Origin of the sequence: Streptomyces sp. NPDC057307 (assembly GCF_042667665.1) — a bacterium.
Taxonomy (GTDB): domain Bacteria; phylum Actinomycetota; class Actinomycetes; order Streptomycetales; family Streptomycetaceae; genus Streptomyces.
This window is the reverse complement of the sequence record NZ_JBHUZM010000005.1, coordinates 63,664-78,412: the sequence shown is the minus strand read 5'-3', so window position 1 is coordinate 78,412 and position 14,749 is coordinate 63,664. Positions and strand designations below refer to the sequence as shown.

The following is a 14,749-nucleotide window of genomic DNA, read 5'->3' as shown; positions in this document are numbered from 1 at the left end:
ATGCTTCTAACATCACCGCAGGTCAGGGCGGTTCAATGGAATCAGTTCACTCCACCACCGAGGAGAGGTTCCCATGATCGCCACGTACGGATTCAACGCCACCCTGACCGCCCGCACCGGGATGGGCGACCGCCTGGTCGAGCTGCTGCTGACCGGTCTGGACGAGGGGAGTCCGGGCGCGAGCGAGCACTGCCTCGTCTACCTCGTCTCGCGTTCCGCGTCCGATCCCGACGTCGTCCATGTCACCGAGGGCTGGAGCAGCGAGGAGGACCATCACCGGGTCTTCGCCGGTGAGGCCGCCCAGCTCATCGTGGCGCGGATCGAGGGGCTGCTGGCCGAGGAGTCCGAGTACACGGATTACGTGCCGGTCCGCGGCAAGGCGACCCTCTGACGGCCGAACGTCCCCACGTCCCGTCCCGTCCGAACGCCCCGTCCCATGGAAGGCCAACAGCCATGACCACCGCAGCCCGCCCCGCCCTGGACCCCGAACTCCGCGCCCTGCTCGCCGAGATGCCACTGATGTCCCGGCTCGATCCAGAGATCCTCGCGCAACTGCGCCAGTACCCCTCGCCCTCCGTCGACTCCCTCCTCGCCCACCGGAACGCCGACCTGCGCGAAGTGACCGTCCCCGCCGAGGACGGCACGCCGATCCGACTGTCGGTCTTCACACCCACCGACCGCGACCGCACCACCGCGGCCCCGTGCGTCTACTGGATGCACGGCGGTGGGATGGTCATGGGCGACCGCTTCTCACAGATCGACATCCCGCTGGAGTGGCTGGACAAGTTCGGCGCGGTCGTGGTTTCCGTGGACTACCGGCTCGCCCCGGAGGCCACCGGCACCACACTCGTCGACGACTGCTACCAGGGACTGCTCTGGCTCGCCGAACACGCCGCGGAACTGGGCGTCGATCCCGCCGGGATCGTCGTCGCCGGCGCCAGCGCGGGCGGCGGCCTCGCCGCCGGTGTCGCCCTGTTGGCCCGTGACCTGGGCGGCCCCGCGATCGCCGGGCAGCTGCTGATCTGCCCGATGCTCGACCACCGCAACACCACCGTCTCCAGCCGCCAGTTCGCCGGTGACCCCGGTGTGTGGACCCGCGAGATGAACGAGTTCGGATGGCGTTCAGTCCTCGGCGGCCTCACCGACGACGAGGTGCCCGCGTACGTCTCACCCGCGCTGACAGAGGATCTTTCGGGCCTGCCGACCACCTACGTCGACACCGGTTCCGCCGAGGTGTTCCGCGACGAGGACACCGACTACGCCTCCCGCATCTGGGCGGCCGGCGGCCAGGCCGAACTCCATGTCTGGGCGGGGGGATTCCACGGGTTCGACGCCCTGTACCCGCAGGCACAGATCTCGGAGACGGCCCGCGGGACCCGGACTCGTTGGCTCGCCCGACTCCTGCGCTCCGCGTAACGCCGGGGCGGGCCCTGGAAGGACCCTGACCCCCGGGGAGAGCCGACCGCTCAGGCGCAGCCGCACGAGCGGCGGACGACCAGGGCCGACGGGAACTGCTTCACCCGTTCCCTGCGGGACCCCGCCACCCGCAGCCCGTCGTCCAGCACCAGGTCCACCGCGGCCCGCGCCATCGCCGGGCGGTCCGAGGAGACCGTCGTCAGCGGCGGGTCCGTGAGGCCCGCCTCCTTGACGTCGTCGAAGCCGGCCACCGCCAGTTCGCCGGGGACGTCGATCCGCAGCTCGCGTGCCGCCCGCAGGACGCCGATCGCCTGGTCGTCGGTGGAGCAGAAGATCGCCGGGGGCCGGTCGGGGCCCGCCAGCAGTGTCAGTGCGACGTTGTACGCGTCGTAACGGTTGTAGAGCGCCTTGAACAGCCGCCCCTCCGTCGACAGACCGGCCTCCCGCATCGCCCGTCGCCAGCCCTCGACGTGGTCGGTCACGGGGTCGCCGACGACCGGCGTCGACTCGACGCCGCCGAGGCACGCCACGTACGGATACCCGTGCTCCAGCAGATGCCGGGTGGCGAGCTGCGCGCCCCCGATGTCGTCGGTGACGACCGCGACGTCGTCGATGCCCTCGGGCCGCTCGTGGAGCAGTACGACGCGGGCGTCCCACGCCTCTATCTCCGCGGCCGCTCGCTCGCTGGGGCCCTGGCTGACCAGGATCAGCCCGGAGACCCGCATGCCGAGGAAGGCCCGCAGATAGTGGACCTCGCGCTCGTTGCGGTAGTCGGAGTTGCCGACGAGCACCATTTTCCCGCGCTCGGCGGCGGCCTGCTCGACCGCGTGCGCCATCTCCGCGAAGAACGGCTGCCGCGCGTCGGGCACGACGACCCCTATGAGGTCGGTCCGCCGCGACGCCATCGCCTGCGCGACCCGGTCGGGCCGGTAGCCCAGCTCCTTGATCGCGGCGAGTACACGCTCGCGCGTGGCCGGGGCGACCGGCCTCGGTCCGTTGTTGATGACGTAACTGACGACCGCGGTCGAAGTCCCCGCCAGTCGTGCCACGTCGTCCCGCGTCACCTTGGCCACGCGCGGCAGTCTACGCGTGGTGACCTACCGCCCGGCAGGCCGCACGGCTCCTTCGCGTACCTCGGACGTGTCGGCCGAATGGGTGGTGTCGTCGTCGGCGCCTTCCGCGGGCCCCGCGGCCTTCAGTTTCGCGGTCGCCTCGGCGATGACTTTCGCCTTCGCCTCCTCCGCCGCGCGCTCGACCTTCTCCGGCGTGACGAAGCGGTAACCGACGTTCCGGACGGTCCCGATCAGCGACTCGTGCTCGGGGCCGAGCTTCGCGCGCAGCCGCCGTACGTGCACGTCGACCGTCCGCGTACCGCCGAAGTAGTCGTAGCCCCAGACCTCTTGGAGCAGCTGCGCCCGGGTGAAGACCCGGCCGGGGTGCTGCGCGAGGTACTTGATCAGCTCGAACTCCTTGAAGGTCAGGTCCAGGACCCGGCCCTTCAGCTTCGCGCTGTAGGTCGCCTCGTCCACCGAGAGATCACCGTTGCGGATCTCCATCGGGGAGTCGTCGGTCGAGATCTGCTGGCGTCCGGTGGCCAGCCGCAGCCGCGCCTCGACCTCGGCCGGGCCCGCGGTGTCCAGCAGGACGTCGTCGATGCCCCAGTCGGCGGTGACGGCGGCGAGACCGCCCTCGGTCACCACGAGGATCAGCGGGCAGCCGGGGCCGGTGGAGCGCAGCAGCTGGCACAGCGACCGCACCTGCGGCAGGTCGCGCCGGCCGTCGATCAGTATGACGTCGGCACCCGGGGTGTCGACGAGCGCCGGACCCTCGGCCGGGGCCACCCGTACGTGGTGCAGAAGCAGTCCGAGAGCGGGCAGCACCTCCGTCGACGGCTGGAGGGCGTTCGTGAGCAGCAGCAGAGAACTCATCGCCGCCCACCTGCCCGGGTCGGACAATCTTCATGCGTCTGCGTCATCTTCGTCATCCGCGTCTTTGGCTCGCCCATTACGTGGTTCCTCCTCGGTCCCTGCAAGGGGGCACCTCCCACACCCGGAGGGAGTGGGGGCGTATGTGGCACCGCTGACCGTCCCGCGCCCTGGGGTCGGAAAGCGCAAAAGGACCCGGGGGCTACATTGCCCGGATCCTCTTCCGCAGCAGAATAACCCACAGGTGCTCAGTGTCAGAGGGTGCGGACAGTGGGTTATCCGCTCGGGGGACCGGCCCCGGGCCTGCCCCGAAGGGTGCCGATGCCATGGCGGGGCTGGGGATCGGCCATCATGGAGGGCCGACGGAAATCGACGGGAATATTGCCGAGAAATTAGCGGAAGGAGTCGCGATGGCTACGGGAACCATCCGCTACTGGGCCGCGGCGAAGGCCGCGGCGGGCCTCGCCGAGGAGCCCTACACGGCGGACAACCTGGCCGAGGCGCTCGACGTCGCGCGGCAGAAGCACCCGGGTGAGCTGGTGCGCGTACTCCAGCGGTGTTCGTTCCTGATCGACGGTGACCCCGTGGGGACCCGCGGGCATGAGACCGTACGGCTTGCCGAGGGCGGCACGGTCGAAGTGCTCCCGCCGTTCGCAGGAGGGTGAACAGCCGAGGATGAGCGACGACCAGTACAACCAGTACGACCGGCAGTACGACCGGCGTGATCCGGATCGCGGGCACGGGCAGAGCTACGGCCAGAGTTACGACTCCGAGCAGTACGCGCAGCAGCAGTACGGCGTACCCGGACCGGCCCAGGCGTACGACCCCTACCAGCAGCCGTACCAGGAACCCGCCAACACGCAGGACGCGCAGACGTGGCAGGGCCAGACCTGGGACACGCAGTACCAGCCGCAGGTCCAGTACCAGCAGCCGCACCAGCCGCAGCCGCACCAGCCCCAGCAGCCACAGCCCCACCAGCCGCAGGCCGCCGCCGAGACGGCCTATCTGCCGCAGCAGTCGGGCGCGTACCCGCTGCCGCCCGAGGTCCCGGCCGCCGGACAGCAGCCGTACCAGCCCGTGCCCCCCGCGAACCCGGCCTCGTCTGCGGCCCCGGCCGCCGCCTCCGTCCCCGCGGCCCCCGCCCCGGACAGCTACAGCCCGCCCACCACCATGGGCAACGCCCGTATCACCGACGCCCAGCGCGCCCGCGCCGAGGGCCGGTCGCCGATCATCCCGCCCGGTGCCCAGCCCGCCGGGCTCACCGCCGTACTGGCCCTGCTGCTCGCGGGCGGCGCGGCCGCCGGCCCGTACGCGCTCCTCGTTCCGCTCGTCATTCTCCAGGCCGTCACCGCCGCCGGCTGGTTCCGGCTGAACGGCATGTGGCCCGCCCGTCAGGGCATCGCGCTCGCCTTCGCCGGCGCGCTCGTCGCCGATGTCGCGGTGCTCGCCGTCGGCGACGAACACGCGCTCGCCGCGATCCTCGGCTCGCTCGGCGCGTGGGTGCTGCTCACGGTCGTACTGCAACTGCGCAGCTACGCGGGCGCCGACGAACGGATGCAGGGCCTGATGGCCACCGTCGCCTCGGCCTCGCTCGCCATCATCGCCACCGGGAACCTCGCCGCCGCGCCGGACGCCGTGACGGTCGGCGCGCTCGCCGTCGCCGCCGCGACCGTCGCCCGCGCGCTCCCGCTGCCGGGCTTCGTCTCGATCGTGGTCGCGCTCGCGGCCGCCGCGGGCGCCGGAGTCGCGGCGGGCGGACTGACGGACATCGGCGGCCAGGGCGCGCTGCTGGGCCTCGGGGCCGGTGTGTGCGCGCTGATCGGGCTGCGGGTGGCCAGCTACGACTACCCGTCGCGCTTCGTCCACATGACGGCCGGGGTGGCGCTGCCGCTGACGGTCGCCGTGCCCGCGATCTACCTGCTGGGCAGGGCGCTGGCGTAACGGGGCGGGGCGCCGGCGTGACACCGCCCGTTCCGGCGAAAGCCCGCCCCGGGAACCGAACCACGGCCCCGGACGTCGACCCAGTGCGGTGTCACCGCACGGCGCCCGGCCGCGTCGAGACGCCGCGTCGAGATCGATCCGCATGACCGGAGCGACAACGCTGCCATTAGGCTCACGGTCGTCATGGGGGCTGGTACGACCAGGGTGGGGGACACCGAGCAATGCGTGCACTGCGAATTCTGCTGATCTTCGTCGTGATCCTCGGCGGGCTGTTCGTCGCCGTCGACCGGGCCGCGGTGTACTTCGCCGAGAGCGAGGCGGCGAGCAAGATCAAGAGCACCCAAGGACTCAACAGTGAGCCCAAGGTCTCCATCAAGGGCTTCCCCTTCCTCACCCAGGTCGCCGGCTCGTCGCTGGACGAGATCGAGGTCAGCATCGGCGGGATAACCGCGACCACCGAGGGCCGCCAGGTCGAGGTCACCGAGGTGAAGGGCAAGCTCCGGGACGTCGAGGTGAACAGCAGCTTCTCGTCGGCGGTCGCGCGCAGCGCGGAGGGCTCGGCACTCATCTCGTACGAGGACCTCACCAAGTCCGCGCCGAAGGGCGCGACGGTCGGCTACGCCGGGGCGGAGCGGGCGGCGAAGGGCCAGGTCAAGGTCTCGGGGCCGCTGGGCGATCTGGTGGAGGGCGCGGGCATCGACGTGCCGGCCGCCTTCGAGGGGCTGCTGACGGACGACTTCACGACGTACAGCACCGTCTCGCTGGAGGACGGCGACAAGGTCCGGCTGCGCGCCGAGGATCTTCCCGAGCTGCCGGTGCCGGGTGTGGACGACAAGCTGAAGGACGTCGTCGACTACGACCTGACGATCGACGGGCTGCCGTCGACCATCAAGCTCGACAAGGCCACGGCGACGGAGGACGGTCTGCGGTTCTCGGGCACGGGCCAGAACGTCGACCTGACGAGCTGACGACGGGCTGACGAGCCAACGACGGGCTGACGACGGGCTGAGGCGCCGGGCCGTCCGCTCGGCAGGGGATGTTCCACCGGTCGCCGTATCGTGAGACGCGGATGTCCATCCCGCAGCGGGAACAGGGGTACGAGAGGCGCCGGAGCCGCCTCCCGGCCACCCGGAACGCCCATCCGTCCCACATCTCGGACGATCCCGTCTCACCATCCGACACGCCGGTGACATCGCACCGTATCCGTCCTTACGATCGGACGCATGCAGTGCTTCATCAGCGGTCTCCAGCAGCGGGGACAGGCGAACCTCACGAAGCGGCGGGCAGTCGACCTGTGCCGCGTCGCCGCCATGCTCTGTCGCACCGCCTGAGCGGGACACGTCCGTCCGTCCCGCCACCTCTCCCCGGCCTTCTGACACGTCAGGGCCACCCCGTGCCGTACGCAGCCCGCCGCGCCCCCGTGCCCGGAAGGCGCCGCCGCCCGCACCACCCGCCGCACACTGCCCCGGAGGAGAACACATGAGCCGCAGCGACGTCCTGGTAGACGCCGACTGGGTCGAGGCCCACATCGACGACCCGAAGGTCGTCATCGTCGAGGTCGACGAGGACACCTCGGCGTACGAGAAGAACCACATCCGTAACGCCGTGCGCATCGACTGGAAGCAGGACCTCCAGGACCCGGTGCGCCGCGACTTCGTCGACCAGGAGGGCTTCGAGAAGCTCCTGTCCGCGAAGGGCATCGGCAACGACGACCTCGTGATCCTCTACGGCGGCAACAACAACTGGTTCGCGTCCTACGCCTACTGGTACTTCAAGCTCTACGGCCACGAGGGCGTCAAGCTCCTCGACGGCGGCCGCAAGAAGTGGGAGCTGGACTCGCGCGACCTGGTCGAGGCGGTTCCGGAGCGCGCGGCCACGCAGTACAAGGCCAAGGCCCAGGACAAGTCCATCCGCGCCTTCCGTGACGACGTCGTCGCCGCGATCGGCAGCCTGAACCTGGTCGACGTGCGGTCGCCCGACGAGTTCAGCGGCAAGCTGCTCGCCCCGGCGCACCTCCCGCAGGAGCAGTCGCAGCGCCCCGGCCACGTGCCGAGCGCCCGCAACATCCCGTGGTCGAAGAACGCCAACGACGACGGCACCTTCCGGTCGGACGACGAGCTCAAGGCCCTCTACGAGGAGGAGCAGGTCGACCTGTCGAAGGACACCATCGCGTACTGCCGCATCGGTGAGCGCTCCGCGCTCACCTGGTTCGTGCTGCACGAGCTGCTCGGCCAGGAGAACGTCAAGAACTACGACGGCTCGTGGACCGAGTACGGCTCCCTCGTCGGCGTGCCGATCGAGCTGGGCGCGGCGAAGTAGCCCGGTTCCGCCCGGTCGGTGAACGAGTTCATCCTGTTCGACCCATCCTGCTCAACCTGTTCCGCGAGACCACCCGCCTGACCCGGAGGACAGATCCCATATGTGTGGAGCGAAGGCCGGCGGCCCGGACGCCTCGGCGATCAAGCCCGGTGAGACCACCATCCAGGGTTCCGTGACCCGTGACGGCGAGCCCGTCACCGGTTACGTACGCCTGCTGGACTCGACCGGAGAATTCACCGCGGAGGTCCCGACCTCGGCGACCGGACAGTTCCGCTTCTACGCGGCCGAGGGCACGTGGACCGTGCGCGCGCTGGTGCCGGGCGGTACGGCGGACCGTACGGTCGTCGCACAGACCGGTGGTCTGGCCGAGGTGGCCATCGCGGTCTGAGCCGAACCAGGACATGATCGGCCGGAGGGCCGCACCCCAGGGGGTTGGACGCTTCCTGAGACGGGGTGCGGCCCTTCGTGCCGTCGGTAAGCTCGGCGTATGTATACGCGACGCCGTCGCCGCTACTTCGTGCTGATGGGCGGATGCATCGCCCTGTTCGTCTCCGCGTGGGCGTTCGTGCGCCTGTGGTCGGTGCCGGCGGCGATCGGCATGTGCGTGGTCGCGATGGTCATCCCCCCGGTCGCGGCGATGGTCGCGAACGCGCGGGGCCCGGACGACCGGTGGTGGGACGACCCGTCGGGCGATCCGAAGTCGGACGAGTGGTGGGACGAACTGGACGGCAAGAAGAAGCCGAAATGACCTGACCGCGCACACGCCCGACCGCACACGCCCGACCGCGCCCGACCGTGCCCGCGCCCGACCGTGCCCGCGCCCGACCGCGCTACGCGACCACCGCGAGCAGTGTCGTCGCCGCCCGGGTCAGTGCTTCGTCGCCGGTCAGGACGCAGCGGGTGCGGGCCTCCTCGACCGTGATGCCACGGGTGGCCAGGCGCCACAGCGTGTCCTGGTCCGTCGTCACACGCGCCGAGGCGTCGGCGGCGGGGGGTGACGGCAGCCAGCGGCCCGTGCGGCGTACCGCCGACCAGGTGCCGCCCGCCGGGCCGGTGACCTCGAAGCGTACGGACGTGCCGTCCGGGCGCTCGTGCTCCCGCAGGGTGTGCGGCAGCGCGCGCAGGAACGTGTCGAGCACGGGGCGGAGCAGCTCCGGTCCGGCCGCGCCGGGGCGGGCCACCGCGTCGCGGATCTGCTGCTGGTGGACCCAGAACTCCGTGTACTCGCGGGCGATGTCCAGCCAGGCCGGGCTCGGCTCGTCGGTGCCGGCCCACGAGACGTCGATCCCCGCCGGGCCGTCGAGCGGGACCGTCGCCCACAGCGCGTCGAGCTGGGGGCCGAGGTGGGACAGCAGGTCCGTCAGGACGCGGGGGCTGAGCTGGCGGGTGGCCTCCGCGAAGACGCCGTTGACCCGGGTCAGATAGGCCGGCAGCGTCTCGTCGTTCTCGAACACGGCGCCGCGGTGGCCGTCACGGCCGCCCGAGATACGGCGCAGGTAGTCGTTGAGGAGATGCCCGGCGATGTCGTGCACGTCCCAGCCGGGGCAGACCGTGGGCGCCGTCCAGTCGGCGGGTTCCAGCGACCGGAGCAGTTCGAGCAGCGCGTGCCGTTCGCGCGGGAACAGCGGGCGGGTGTCGAGGACCGGCCCGAAAGGGGAAGGCTCGTGTGCCGTCATGCGGTGACGGTAGGAGGCGGGGCGGGCGCGCGGCGACCGGATTTCGGGCGGGCCCGCGACCCCGCGACGCGCTGACGCGACGCCGGCGCGGGCTCAGTAGACGAGCGCCTGCGCGTCGTCCGCCATCGCCTCGCTGACGAAGACCTGGGCACCCGCGATCCGTACGCCCTCCAGCACATCCTTCTCCGCGATGTCCCGGCGCGCCGCGCACTGCGTACAGAGAGTGATCCGGCCCGCCGACTGGATCGACTCGATCAGGTCCGGCAGCGGCGCGGCGTGCGGCAGTTCGAACGCGGCGGCCCGGCCCGGCAGGGCGAACCACGCCGACTCGCCGGTCAGCCAGAGGGACACCTCCACCCCACTCGCCACGGCGACCGCCGCCACGGTGAAAGCCTGCGAACAGCGCTCGGGGGCGTCGGCGCCGGCGGTTACCTTGATCACGAGCTTCTTCGCCATGATCCGAACTGTAATGCGCGCCTGTACAACCCCGTTGGCGCGCGGCAGGTCTGTTGGTTGCGCGGGCATTCGGAATCCGCGCCTCAGTCCTGTGGGGGGACCTCTTGGAATCGCCCGAAACCGTGCCCGATCAGGGAACGAGCCCTGACCTGTACGGGACGCCGCGCCCGCGCCGGGGGCGGCGCACCACGGCTCTGATCGCGGGAGCCGCCGTGCTCGGCGTACTCGCCGGAGCCGTCACCGGGTACGCGGTCCAGTACCAGCGTGGACCCACGCCACTGCCGCCGCTGGCCCAGGCCGACCTCCGTACGCCCGCGCCGATCCCGGCCGACGGGAAGACCACGGCGCGGTCGCTGTCCGCGCACCGGTGGGACAAGACCGACGGCGATCTGCGCGACCTGCTGGTGAAGAAGCCGAAGGGCGCGCGGACCGAGAAGAAGGCCGGCCTGCTCGATCTCCCCGACTACGCGGCCGGGTTCGAGCGGCCCGGCGAGGTGTTCGAGATCATGGTCGACAGCGACTTCCGCCGTGCCGCGAGCGTCGCCTGGTCGGAGGGGGACGGGGACGCGAGCTACGTGACGGTCACGCTCGTCCAGTTCCGTGACGACAAGAACCTGGAGGCCGCCGAGTTCGCGGGCAGGCGGCAGCAGGAGTATCTGGGCGACGATCGGGCGGGCAGCGAGGGCTCGGCCGTCCCGGGCAGTACGAACGGCCGGATCTGGTTGTTCGTCGAGCCGGACCCGCGGCCGAACACCGCCCCGTACCAGGCGCGCGCCGTCGCCTTCCGAGGGGACATCCTCATGGAAATCCATTACGACAACAACGCGGGACCCGTCTCGAAGAGGGCCTTCGAAGCGCTCGCCGAGCGGCAGTTGGAGCTTCTGTGAACGAGCCGCGACCGTCAGGAGCACCGACCGATGACGTCATCGGCTCCGCCGCACCGCGCCGCCGCCTCCCGAGAGGCGTCGTCGCCGGTGTCACGGCCGTGCTCGCCCTCGCCGTCGTCGGTGGCGGTGTCTGGGCCGCCGGCAAGATCGGCGAGGCCGACCGCACCGCGCCGCCCACCCGCGCCTGGGCGGAGGCGAGCCCGAAGCAGCAGGCCGAGGAACCCCTCCTGCTCGGCGGCGTCGGCGCCAAGCTCCTGCCGGTGCCGGACGGCTATCTGCCGGGGCCGGACATCGGATCGCTCGGCAACGACAACGTGCTGGACGCCGGGCGCACCGCCGAACACGCCCGCGACGTCGCGCGTGGCCTCCACGGCTATCAGCGTGAAGAGATCGCCGCGGCCCTGGAGGAGCTGACGTTCACGGGAGGCGCGCGGCGCAGCTACTACCGGGCCGACGACCGGCTTGTCGTGGAGCTGCACCTCGCGCAGGTCAAGAAGGCCGGGGCCGACAGCGCGCTCTCCCGGTTCCGGGAGGACGTCGATTCCGCGCTCGGCGGCGTCCGCAAGGGCCCACCGGTCAAGGCGAACGCCGACGCGGACTGCTACCTGATGCCGGACACCGAAGGCCGGGAGCTGGACGCCATGCTGTGCAGCGCGTACACGCACGACGTGGTGGTCACCGCGTATGCCTACGGCTCCGAGAAACTGGACACCAAGGAGATCGCACGCGTGTTCGCCGCCCAGCTCCACCAGGTCGTATCCCCCGGGGAGTCCGTGTGAGCGACCGGCCCACCACCGCCCTCTCGCCCGCCGAAGAGAGCGTCGCGCCGGCGGACGCGAACGCCGACGCGAGCCCCGATGCGAACGCCCCCGCTCCCACCCCCGCCCCGCGCCGCCGTGGCACCGCGCTGCGCGCCGCCCTGCGCTGGACCGCCGCCGTGGTCGTCTTCGGCGCGCTCGGCTCGACCGTCGCGTACGCCGTGACCGACCTGGACCGCACCGACGTCCCCACCCTCGCCACCGAGAGCGACGGCCGCTGGACGTACCCCCGGCTCGCCAAGCCGCCCCTGCCGGCCGGCGCCCCGGCCCCGTTCGCCCCCGCCAACACGGGCCAGATCCACTACGCGGACCTGGAGCGGCTGCTGCTGCCCGCACCCGAGGGGAGCAGCCCCGACCCGTCGCTCGCGGGCAAGGACAGCCGGGTGCCGGTCAGCCGCTTCCTCCAGGAGTACGGCGAGTCCGTCCGGCCCACGATGGCCGCCGACCTCGGGGACAACGGCCTGCGCCACATCGCGGCGCGCGGCTGGACCATGCCGGACGACGGCACGTCCACCCGTGTCTACCTGCTGCGTTTCCACTCCATGGCGACCGCGCAGAATTTCTTCGGCACCCATCTCCAGGGGGCCACGGACGCGTCGCAGAAGGTGACGGACGTCGAGAAACTGTCGTCCGGCGACAAGACGTTCCCCTACGGCGGTGCGGCCGGGACGGAGTCGTACGTCTACGACGAGGTCGCGCCGCGCGGCCCGGTGCATGTCCGGCACGCGTACATCAGCGCCGGTGACACGCTCGCGCTGATCGTCCAGTCCCGTAAGGGCTCCGCGCCCCGCGTCCCCTTCCACCAGACGGTGATCCTCCAGAACCAGCTGCTCGGCTGACGGCCGAGGGCTGCGGAGAGTGGCCGGTCCCCACCCATTAGGCTGGGGACCGGCCATCAACGCCACAACCGCCCTGACACTCTTCGAGGAGCACCCCGTGCTTGAGAACTTCTTCTCCGCCCTGCTCGCCTTGATCGCGGTGGCGATCCTGGCGTTCACCGTGCTGGCCGTGAAGAAGCTCTACCAGGGCCAGAACTGATCCCGCCCCCTCCCGCCCGGTATCGCCCCTCTCTACAGATCGCCTGAGCCGCTCATGATCGAGATCCCGTCCGACCTCAACCCGGACCTTGTCCCGCTCGCCTTCCTCCTCGGTGACTGGGAGGGCGTGGGTGTCTTCGACTTCCCCGGCGAGGAGAAGGCCAACTTCGGCCAGGAAGTCTCCTTCAGCCACGACGGCCGGGACTTCATCGAGTACGCCTCGCACACCTGGGCGCTCGACGCCGAGGGCAACAAGCTCCGCCCCATCGAGTCCGAGTCCGGCTTCTGGCGCATCGACAAGGACCGCAAGGTCGAGGTCGTCATGGTGCGTGACCAGGGCATCGTGGAGATCTGGTATGGGGAGCTGGCCGACCAGAAGCCGCAGATCGACCTCGTCACGGACGCGGTCGCGCGTACGGCGTCGGCCGACCCGTACAGCGGCGGCAAGCGGCTCTACGGCTACGTCAACAGCGATCTGATGTGGGTCGGCGAGAAGTCCACCCCCGAGGTCCCGCTGCGCGCGTACATGTCGGCGCATCTGAAGAAGATCGTCTCGCCGGAGCAGGTCGCGGCCTGGGCGAAGGACCTCGGGGATCTGCCGGACGACGGCATCGCCTTCTTCAAGTAGAGGCCGCACGGGGAGGGCCTTCCTCCCGCTCCTCCCGTCCTTCGCACGCCGATCCGGGCCGCCCTGCCTACACTGGGCGCGTGGTGAGCACCGACTGGAAGAGTGACCTGAGGCAGCGCGGCTACCGCCTGACCCCGCAGCGCCAGCTTGTCCTCGAAGCCGTCGACACCCTGGAGCACGCGACGCCGGACGACATCCTGGTCGAAGTACGCAGGACGGCGTCCGGCGTGAACATCTCCACCGTCTACCGGACGCTGGAGCTGCTGGAGGAGCTGGGCCTCGTCTCCCACGCGCATCTGGGCCACGGGGCGCCGACCTACCACCTGGCGGACCGGCACCACCACATCCATCTGGTCTGCCGCGACTGCACGAACGTCATCGAGGCGGACGTCTCGGTCGCCACCGACTTCACGGACAAGCTGCGCGACACGTTCGGCTTCACGACGGACATGAAGCACTTCGCGATCTTCGGCAGATGCGAGAACTGCACCGCCGCCGTTTCGGCGGGCGACGAGTCGTAGGAGACGAGTCGTGAGCGGCGGCGACTCGTGAGCGGCGCCTTGTAGGACGCCTCTTAGGACGCCTCTTAGGACGCCTCTTAGGACGACTGGCAAAGCGGGGACTCCTGACCGAGTCGTACGCTTGTCGTCATGCAGCGACAGTCAACGACCAGCCCGCTCCTCTCCCTGCCCGGTGCCGTGGCCGCCGAAGGACAGGACGAAGGTGTCGCCGCGCACTACGGCGATCTGTTCCCCGAGCAACGGGCGCTCGCCGACGGCAAGGGCCTGGTGGACCTCTCGCACCACGGCGTCGTCACCGTCACCGGCGACGACCGGCTGAGCTGGCTCCATCTGCTGCTCACCCAGCACGTCAGCGCGCTGCCCGCCGGGCAGGCCACCGAGGCGCTGATCCTCTCCGCGAACGGCCACATCGAGCACGCGCTGTATCTCGTCGACGACGGCGAGACGGTGTGGATGCACGTCGAGCCGGGCACGCAGGAGGCGCTGATCGCCTACCTGGAGTCGATGAAGTTCTTCTACCGGGTGGACGTCGCCGACCGCACGGACGACTTCGCCGTCGTCCACGTCCCGGCCGGGTCCATCGCCGAGGCGCCGGACGGGGTCGTCGTACGGGAGACGTCGTACGGCCGTGACCTGTTCCTGCCGCGCGCCGACCTGGAGTCGTACGCCCGCGAGAACGGCCCGCCGGCCGGGATCCTCGCGTACGAGGCCCTGCGGATCGAGGGCCACCGCCCGCGCCTCGGCTTCGAGACCGACCACCGGACCATCCCGCACGAGCTGGGCTGGATCGGCACCGCCGTGCATCTGGAGAAGGGCTGCTACCGGGGCCAGGAGACGGTGGCGCGCGTCCACAACCTGGGGAAGCCGCCGCGGCGGCTGGTCTTCCTGCACCTGGACGGCAGCGAGGTGCTGCTGCCGGGGCACGGGACGCCCGTACGGCTGGCCGCCGACGGCGAGGAGGGCCGCCAGCTCGGCTTCATCACGACGTCGGCCCGCCACCACGAGCTGGGGCCGATCGCGCTGGCCCTGGTCAAGCGCAATGTGCCGCTGGACGCGCCGCTGATGGCGGGGAACACGGCGGCGGCGCAGGAAGTGGTCGTCCAGGCCTGAGCGCGCGCTCCCTCC

Annotated in this window: 19 protein-coding genes; 15 read left to right on the top strand and 4 right to left on the bottom strand. The window is 71.0% G+C overall.

Annotated features, from left to right (window positions below):
- Nucleotides 1-73: 73 nt before the first annotated feature.
- Together ACFUN8_RS03550 and ACFUN8_RS03545 are read left to right on the top strand one after the other, a co-directional pair.
- On the top strand, nt 74-391 hold the full coding sequence (locus ACFUN8_RS03550) for a putative quinol monooxygenase (RefSeq protein ID WP_383630771.1): 318 nt from the start codon (nt 74-76) through the stop codon (nt 389-391).
- 62 nt (nt 392-453) lie between these two features.
- Nucleotides 454-1,416, top strand: coding sequence for an alpha/beta hydrolase fold domain-containing protein (locus ACFUN8_RS03545; RefSeq protein ID WP_383630768.1), 963 nt, complete (start codon nt 454-456; stop codon nt 1,414-1,416).
- Nucleotides 1,417-1,466: 50 nt separating this feature from the next.
- Here the strand turns inward: ACFUN8_RS03545 and ACFUN8_RS03540 are convergent, their stop codons facing one another.
- Together ACFUN8_RS03540 and ACFUN8_RS03535 are read right to left on the bottom strand one after the other, a co-directional pair.
- Nucleotides 1,467-2,489, bottom strand: a complete 1,023-nt coding sequence (locus ACFUN8_RS03540; protein WP_383630765.1) for a LacI family DNA-binding transcriptional regulator — start codon at nt 2,487-2,489, stop codon at nt 1,467-1,469.
- 24 nt (nt 2,490-2,513) lie between these two features.
- Complete coding sequence (locus ACFUN8_RS03535; RefSeq protein WP_383630762.1) at nt 2,514-3,344, bottom strand: winged helix-turn-helix domain-containing protein; 831 nt, start codon at nt 3,342-3,344, stop codon at nt 2,514-2,516.
- A 407-nt stretch (nt 3,345-3,751) separates the two neighbouring features.
- Between ACFUN8_RS03535 and ACFUN8_RS03530 the strand changes: the two genes are divergently transcribed.
- From ACFUN8_RS03530 to ACFUN8_RS03500, 7 genes are all read left to right on the top strand, one after another.
- Nucleotides 3,752-4,006, top strand: coding sequence for a MoaD/ThiS family protein (locus ACFUN8_RS03530; RefSeq protein ID WP_383630759.1), 255 nt, complete (start codon nt 3,752-3,754; stop codon nt 4,004-4,006).
- 10 nt (nt 4,007-4,016) lie between these two features.
- A complete protein-coding gene (locus ACFUN8_RS03525) occupies nt 4,017-5,282 on the top strand; it encodes a hypothetical protein (RefSeq protein WP_383630756.1) in 1,266 nt (421 codons plus the stop codon).
- Between the two features lie 221 nt (nt 5,283-5,503).
- Nucleotides 5,504-6,250, top strand: a complete 747-nt coding sequence (locus tag ACFUN8_RS03520) for a DUF2993 domain-containing protein (RefSeq protein WP_383630753.1) — start codon at nt 5,504-5,506, stop codon at nt 6,248-6,250.
- Nucleotides 6,251-6,505: 255 nt separating this feature from the next.
- The gene (locus tag ACFUN8_RS03515; protein WP_023540667.1) at nt 6,506-6,613 is read left to right on the top strand and encodes a putative leader peptide; all 108 of its coding nucleotides are present in this window, start codon (nt 6,506-6,508) and stop codon (nt 6,611-6,613) included.
- 148 nt (nt 6,614-6,761) lie between these two features.
- The gene (locus ACFUN8_RS03510) at nt 6,762-7,601 is read left to right on the top strand and encodes a sulfurtransferase (RefSeq protein ID WP_383630749.1); all 840 of its coding nucleotides are present in this window, start codon (nt 6,762-6,764) and stop codon (nt 7,599-7,601) included.
- A 100-nt stretch (nt 7,602-7,701) separates the two neighbouring features.
- Nucleotides 7,702-7,989: a DUF1416 domain-containing protein gene (locus ACFUN8_RS03505; protein WP_078076505.1), complete on the top strand. Its 288-nt coding sequence runs from the start codon at nt 7,702-7,704 to the stop codon at nt 7,987-7,989.
- Between the two features lie 99 nt (nt 7,990-8,088).
- Nucleotides 8,089-8,349, top strand: a complete 261-nt coding sequence (locus tag ACFUN8_RS03500; RefSeq protein ID WP_383630746.1) for a DUF3099 domain-containing protein — start codon at nt 8,089-8,091, stop codon at nt 8,347-8,349.
- Between the two features lie 82 nt (nt 8,350-8,431).
- Here the strand turns inward: ACFUN8_RS03500 and ACFUN8_RS03495 are convergent, their stop codons facing one another.
- Both ACFUN8_RS03495 and ACFUN8_RS03490 read right to left on the bottom strand, forming a co-directional pair.
- On the bottom strand, nt 8,432-9,277 hold the full coding sequence (locus tag ACFUN8_RS03495) for a maleylpyruvate isomerase family mycothiol-dependent enzyme (protein ID WP_383630743.1): 846 nt from the start codon (nt 9,275-9,277) through the stop codon (nt 8,432-8,434).
- Nucleotides 9,278-9,370: 93 nt separating this feature from the next.
- Nucleotides 9,371-9,733: a DsrE family protein gene (locus ACFUN8_RS03490; RefSeq protein WP_356587362.1), complete on the bottom strand. Its 363-nt coding sequence runs from the start codon at nt 9,731-9,733 to the stop codon at nt 9,371-9,373.
- A 122-nt stretch (nt 9,734-9,855) separates the two neighbouring features.
- On the opposite strand from ACFUN8_RS03490, the gene ACFUN8_RS03485 reads away from it, so the two are divergent.
- The 6 genes from ACFUN8_RS03485 to ACFUN8_RS03460 all read left to right on the top strand — a co-directional run bounded on the left by ACFUN8_RS03485 (nt 9,856) and on the right by ACFUN8_RS03460 (nt 14,734).
- Nucleotides 9,856-10,620: a hypothetical protein gene (locus tag ACFUN8_RS03485; protein WP_383630739.1), complete on the top strand. Its 765-nt coding sequence runs from the start codon at nt 9,856-9,858 to the stop codon at nt 10,618-10,620.
- A complete protein-coding gene (locus ACFUN8_RS03480) occupies nt 10,617-11,399 on the top strand; it encodes a hypothetical protein (RefSeq protein ID WP_383630736.1) in 783 nt (260 codons plus the stop codon). Before ACFUN8_RS03485 ends, ACFUN8_RS03480 begins: the two co-directional genes overlap by 4 nt.
- Nucleotides 11,396-12,277, top strand: a complete 882-nt coding sequence (locus ACFUN8_RS03475; RefSeq protein WP_383630733.1) for a hypothetical protein — start codon at nt 11,396-11,398, stop codon at nt 12,275-12,277. The genes ACFUN8_RS03480 and ACFUN8_RS03475 overlap by 4 nt, the downstream gene beginning before the upstream one ends.
- 253 nt (nt 12,278-12,530) lie before the next feature.
- Complete coding sequence (locus tag ACFUN8_RS03470) at nt 12,531-13,103, top strand: FABP family protein (protein WP_383630730.1); 573 nt, start codon at nt 12,531-12,533, stop codon at nt 13,101-13,103.
- Nucleotides 13,104-13,183: 80 nt separating this feature from the next.
- Nucleotides 13,184-13,624, top strand: coding sequence for a Fur family transcriptional regulator (locus ACFUN8_RS03465; protein ID WP_383630727.1), 441 nt, complete (start codon nt 13,184-13,186; stop codon nt 13,622-13,624).
- A 129-nt stretch (nt 13,625-13,753) separates the two neighbouring features.
- The gene (locus ACFUN8_RS03460) at nt 13,754-14,734 is read left to right on the top strand and encodes a YgfZ/GcvT domain-containing protein (protein ID WP_383630724.1); all 981 of its coding nucleotides are present in this window, start codon (nt 13,754-13,756) and stop codon (nt 14,732-14,734) included.
- Nucleotides 14,735-14,749: the final 15 nt, after the last annotated feature.

Excerpts from the sequence above, each read along its gene's own strand:
- ACFUN8_RS03460 (WP_383630724.1), top strand. The coding sequence starts at position 13,754 with ATGCAGCGACAGTCAACGACCAGCCCGCTCCTCTCCCTGCCCGGTGCC.
- ACFUN8_RS03470 (WP_383630730.1), top strand. The coding sequence starts at position 12,531 with ATGATCGAGATCCCGTCCGACCTCAACCCGGACCTTGTCCCGCTCGCC.
- ACFUN8_RS03525 (WP_383630756.1), top strand. The coding sequence starts at position 4,017 with ATGAGCGACGACCAGTACAACCAGTACGACCGGCAGTACGACCGGCGT.
- ACFUN8_RS03495 (WP_383630743.1), bottom strand. The coding sequence starts at position 9,277 with ATGACGGCACACGAGCCTTCCCCTTTCGGGCCGGTCCTCGACACCCGC.
- ACFUN8_RS03505 (WP_078076505.1), top strand. The coding sequence starts at position 7,702 with ATGTGTGGAGCGAAGGCCGGCGGCCCGGACGCCTCGGCGATCAAGCCC.
- ACFUN8_RS03535 (WP_383630762.1), bottom strand. The coding sequence starts at position 3,344 with ATGAGTTCTCTGCTGCTGCTCACGAACGCCCTCCAGCCGTCGACGGAG.
- ACFUN8_RS03530 (WP_383630759.1), top strand. The coding sequence starts at position 3,752 with ATGGCTACGGGAACCATCCGCTACTGGGCCGCGGCGAAGGCCGCGGCG.
- ACFUN8_RS03550 (WP_383630771.1), top strand. The coding sequence starts at position 74 with ATGATCGCCACGTACGGATTCAACGCCACCCTGACCGCCCGCACCGGG.
- ACFUN8_RS03490 (WP_356587362.1), bottom strand. The coding sequence starts at position 9,733 with ATGGCGAAGAAGCTCGTGATCAAGGTAACCGCCGGCGCCGACGCCCCC.
- ACFUN8_RS03500 (WP_383630746.1), top strand. The coding sequence starts at position 8,089 with ATGTATACGCGACGCCGTCGCCGCTACTTCGTGCTGATGGGCGGATGC.
- ACFUN8_RS03515 (WP_023540667.1), top strand. The coding sequence starts at position 6,506 with ATGCAGTGCTTCATCAGCGGTCTCCAGCAGCGGGGACAGGCGAACCTC.
- ACFUN8_RS03545 (WP_383630768.1), top strand. The coding sequence starts at position 454 with ATGACCACCGCAGCCCGCCCCGCCCTGGACCCCGAACTCCGCGCCCTG.
- ACFUN8_RS03520 (WP_383630753.1), top strand. The coding sequence starts at position 5,504 with ATGCGTGCACTGCGAATTCTGCTGATCTTCGTCGTGATCCTCGGCGGG.
- ACFUN8_RS03510 (WP_383630749.1), top strand. The coding sequence starts at position 6,762 with ATGAGCCGCAGCGACGTCCTGGTAGACGCCGACTGGGTCGAGGCCCAC.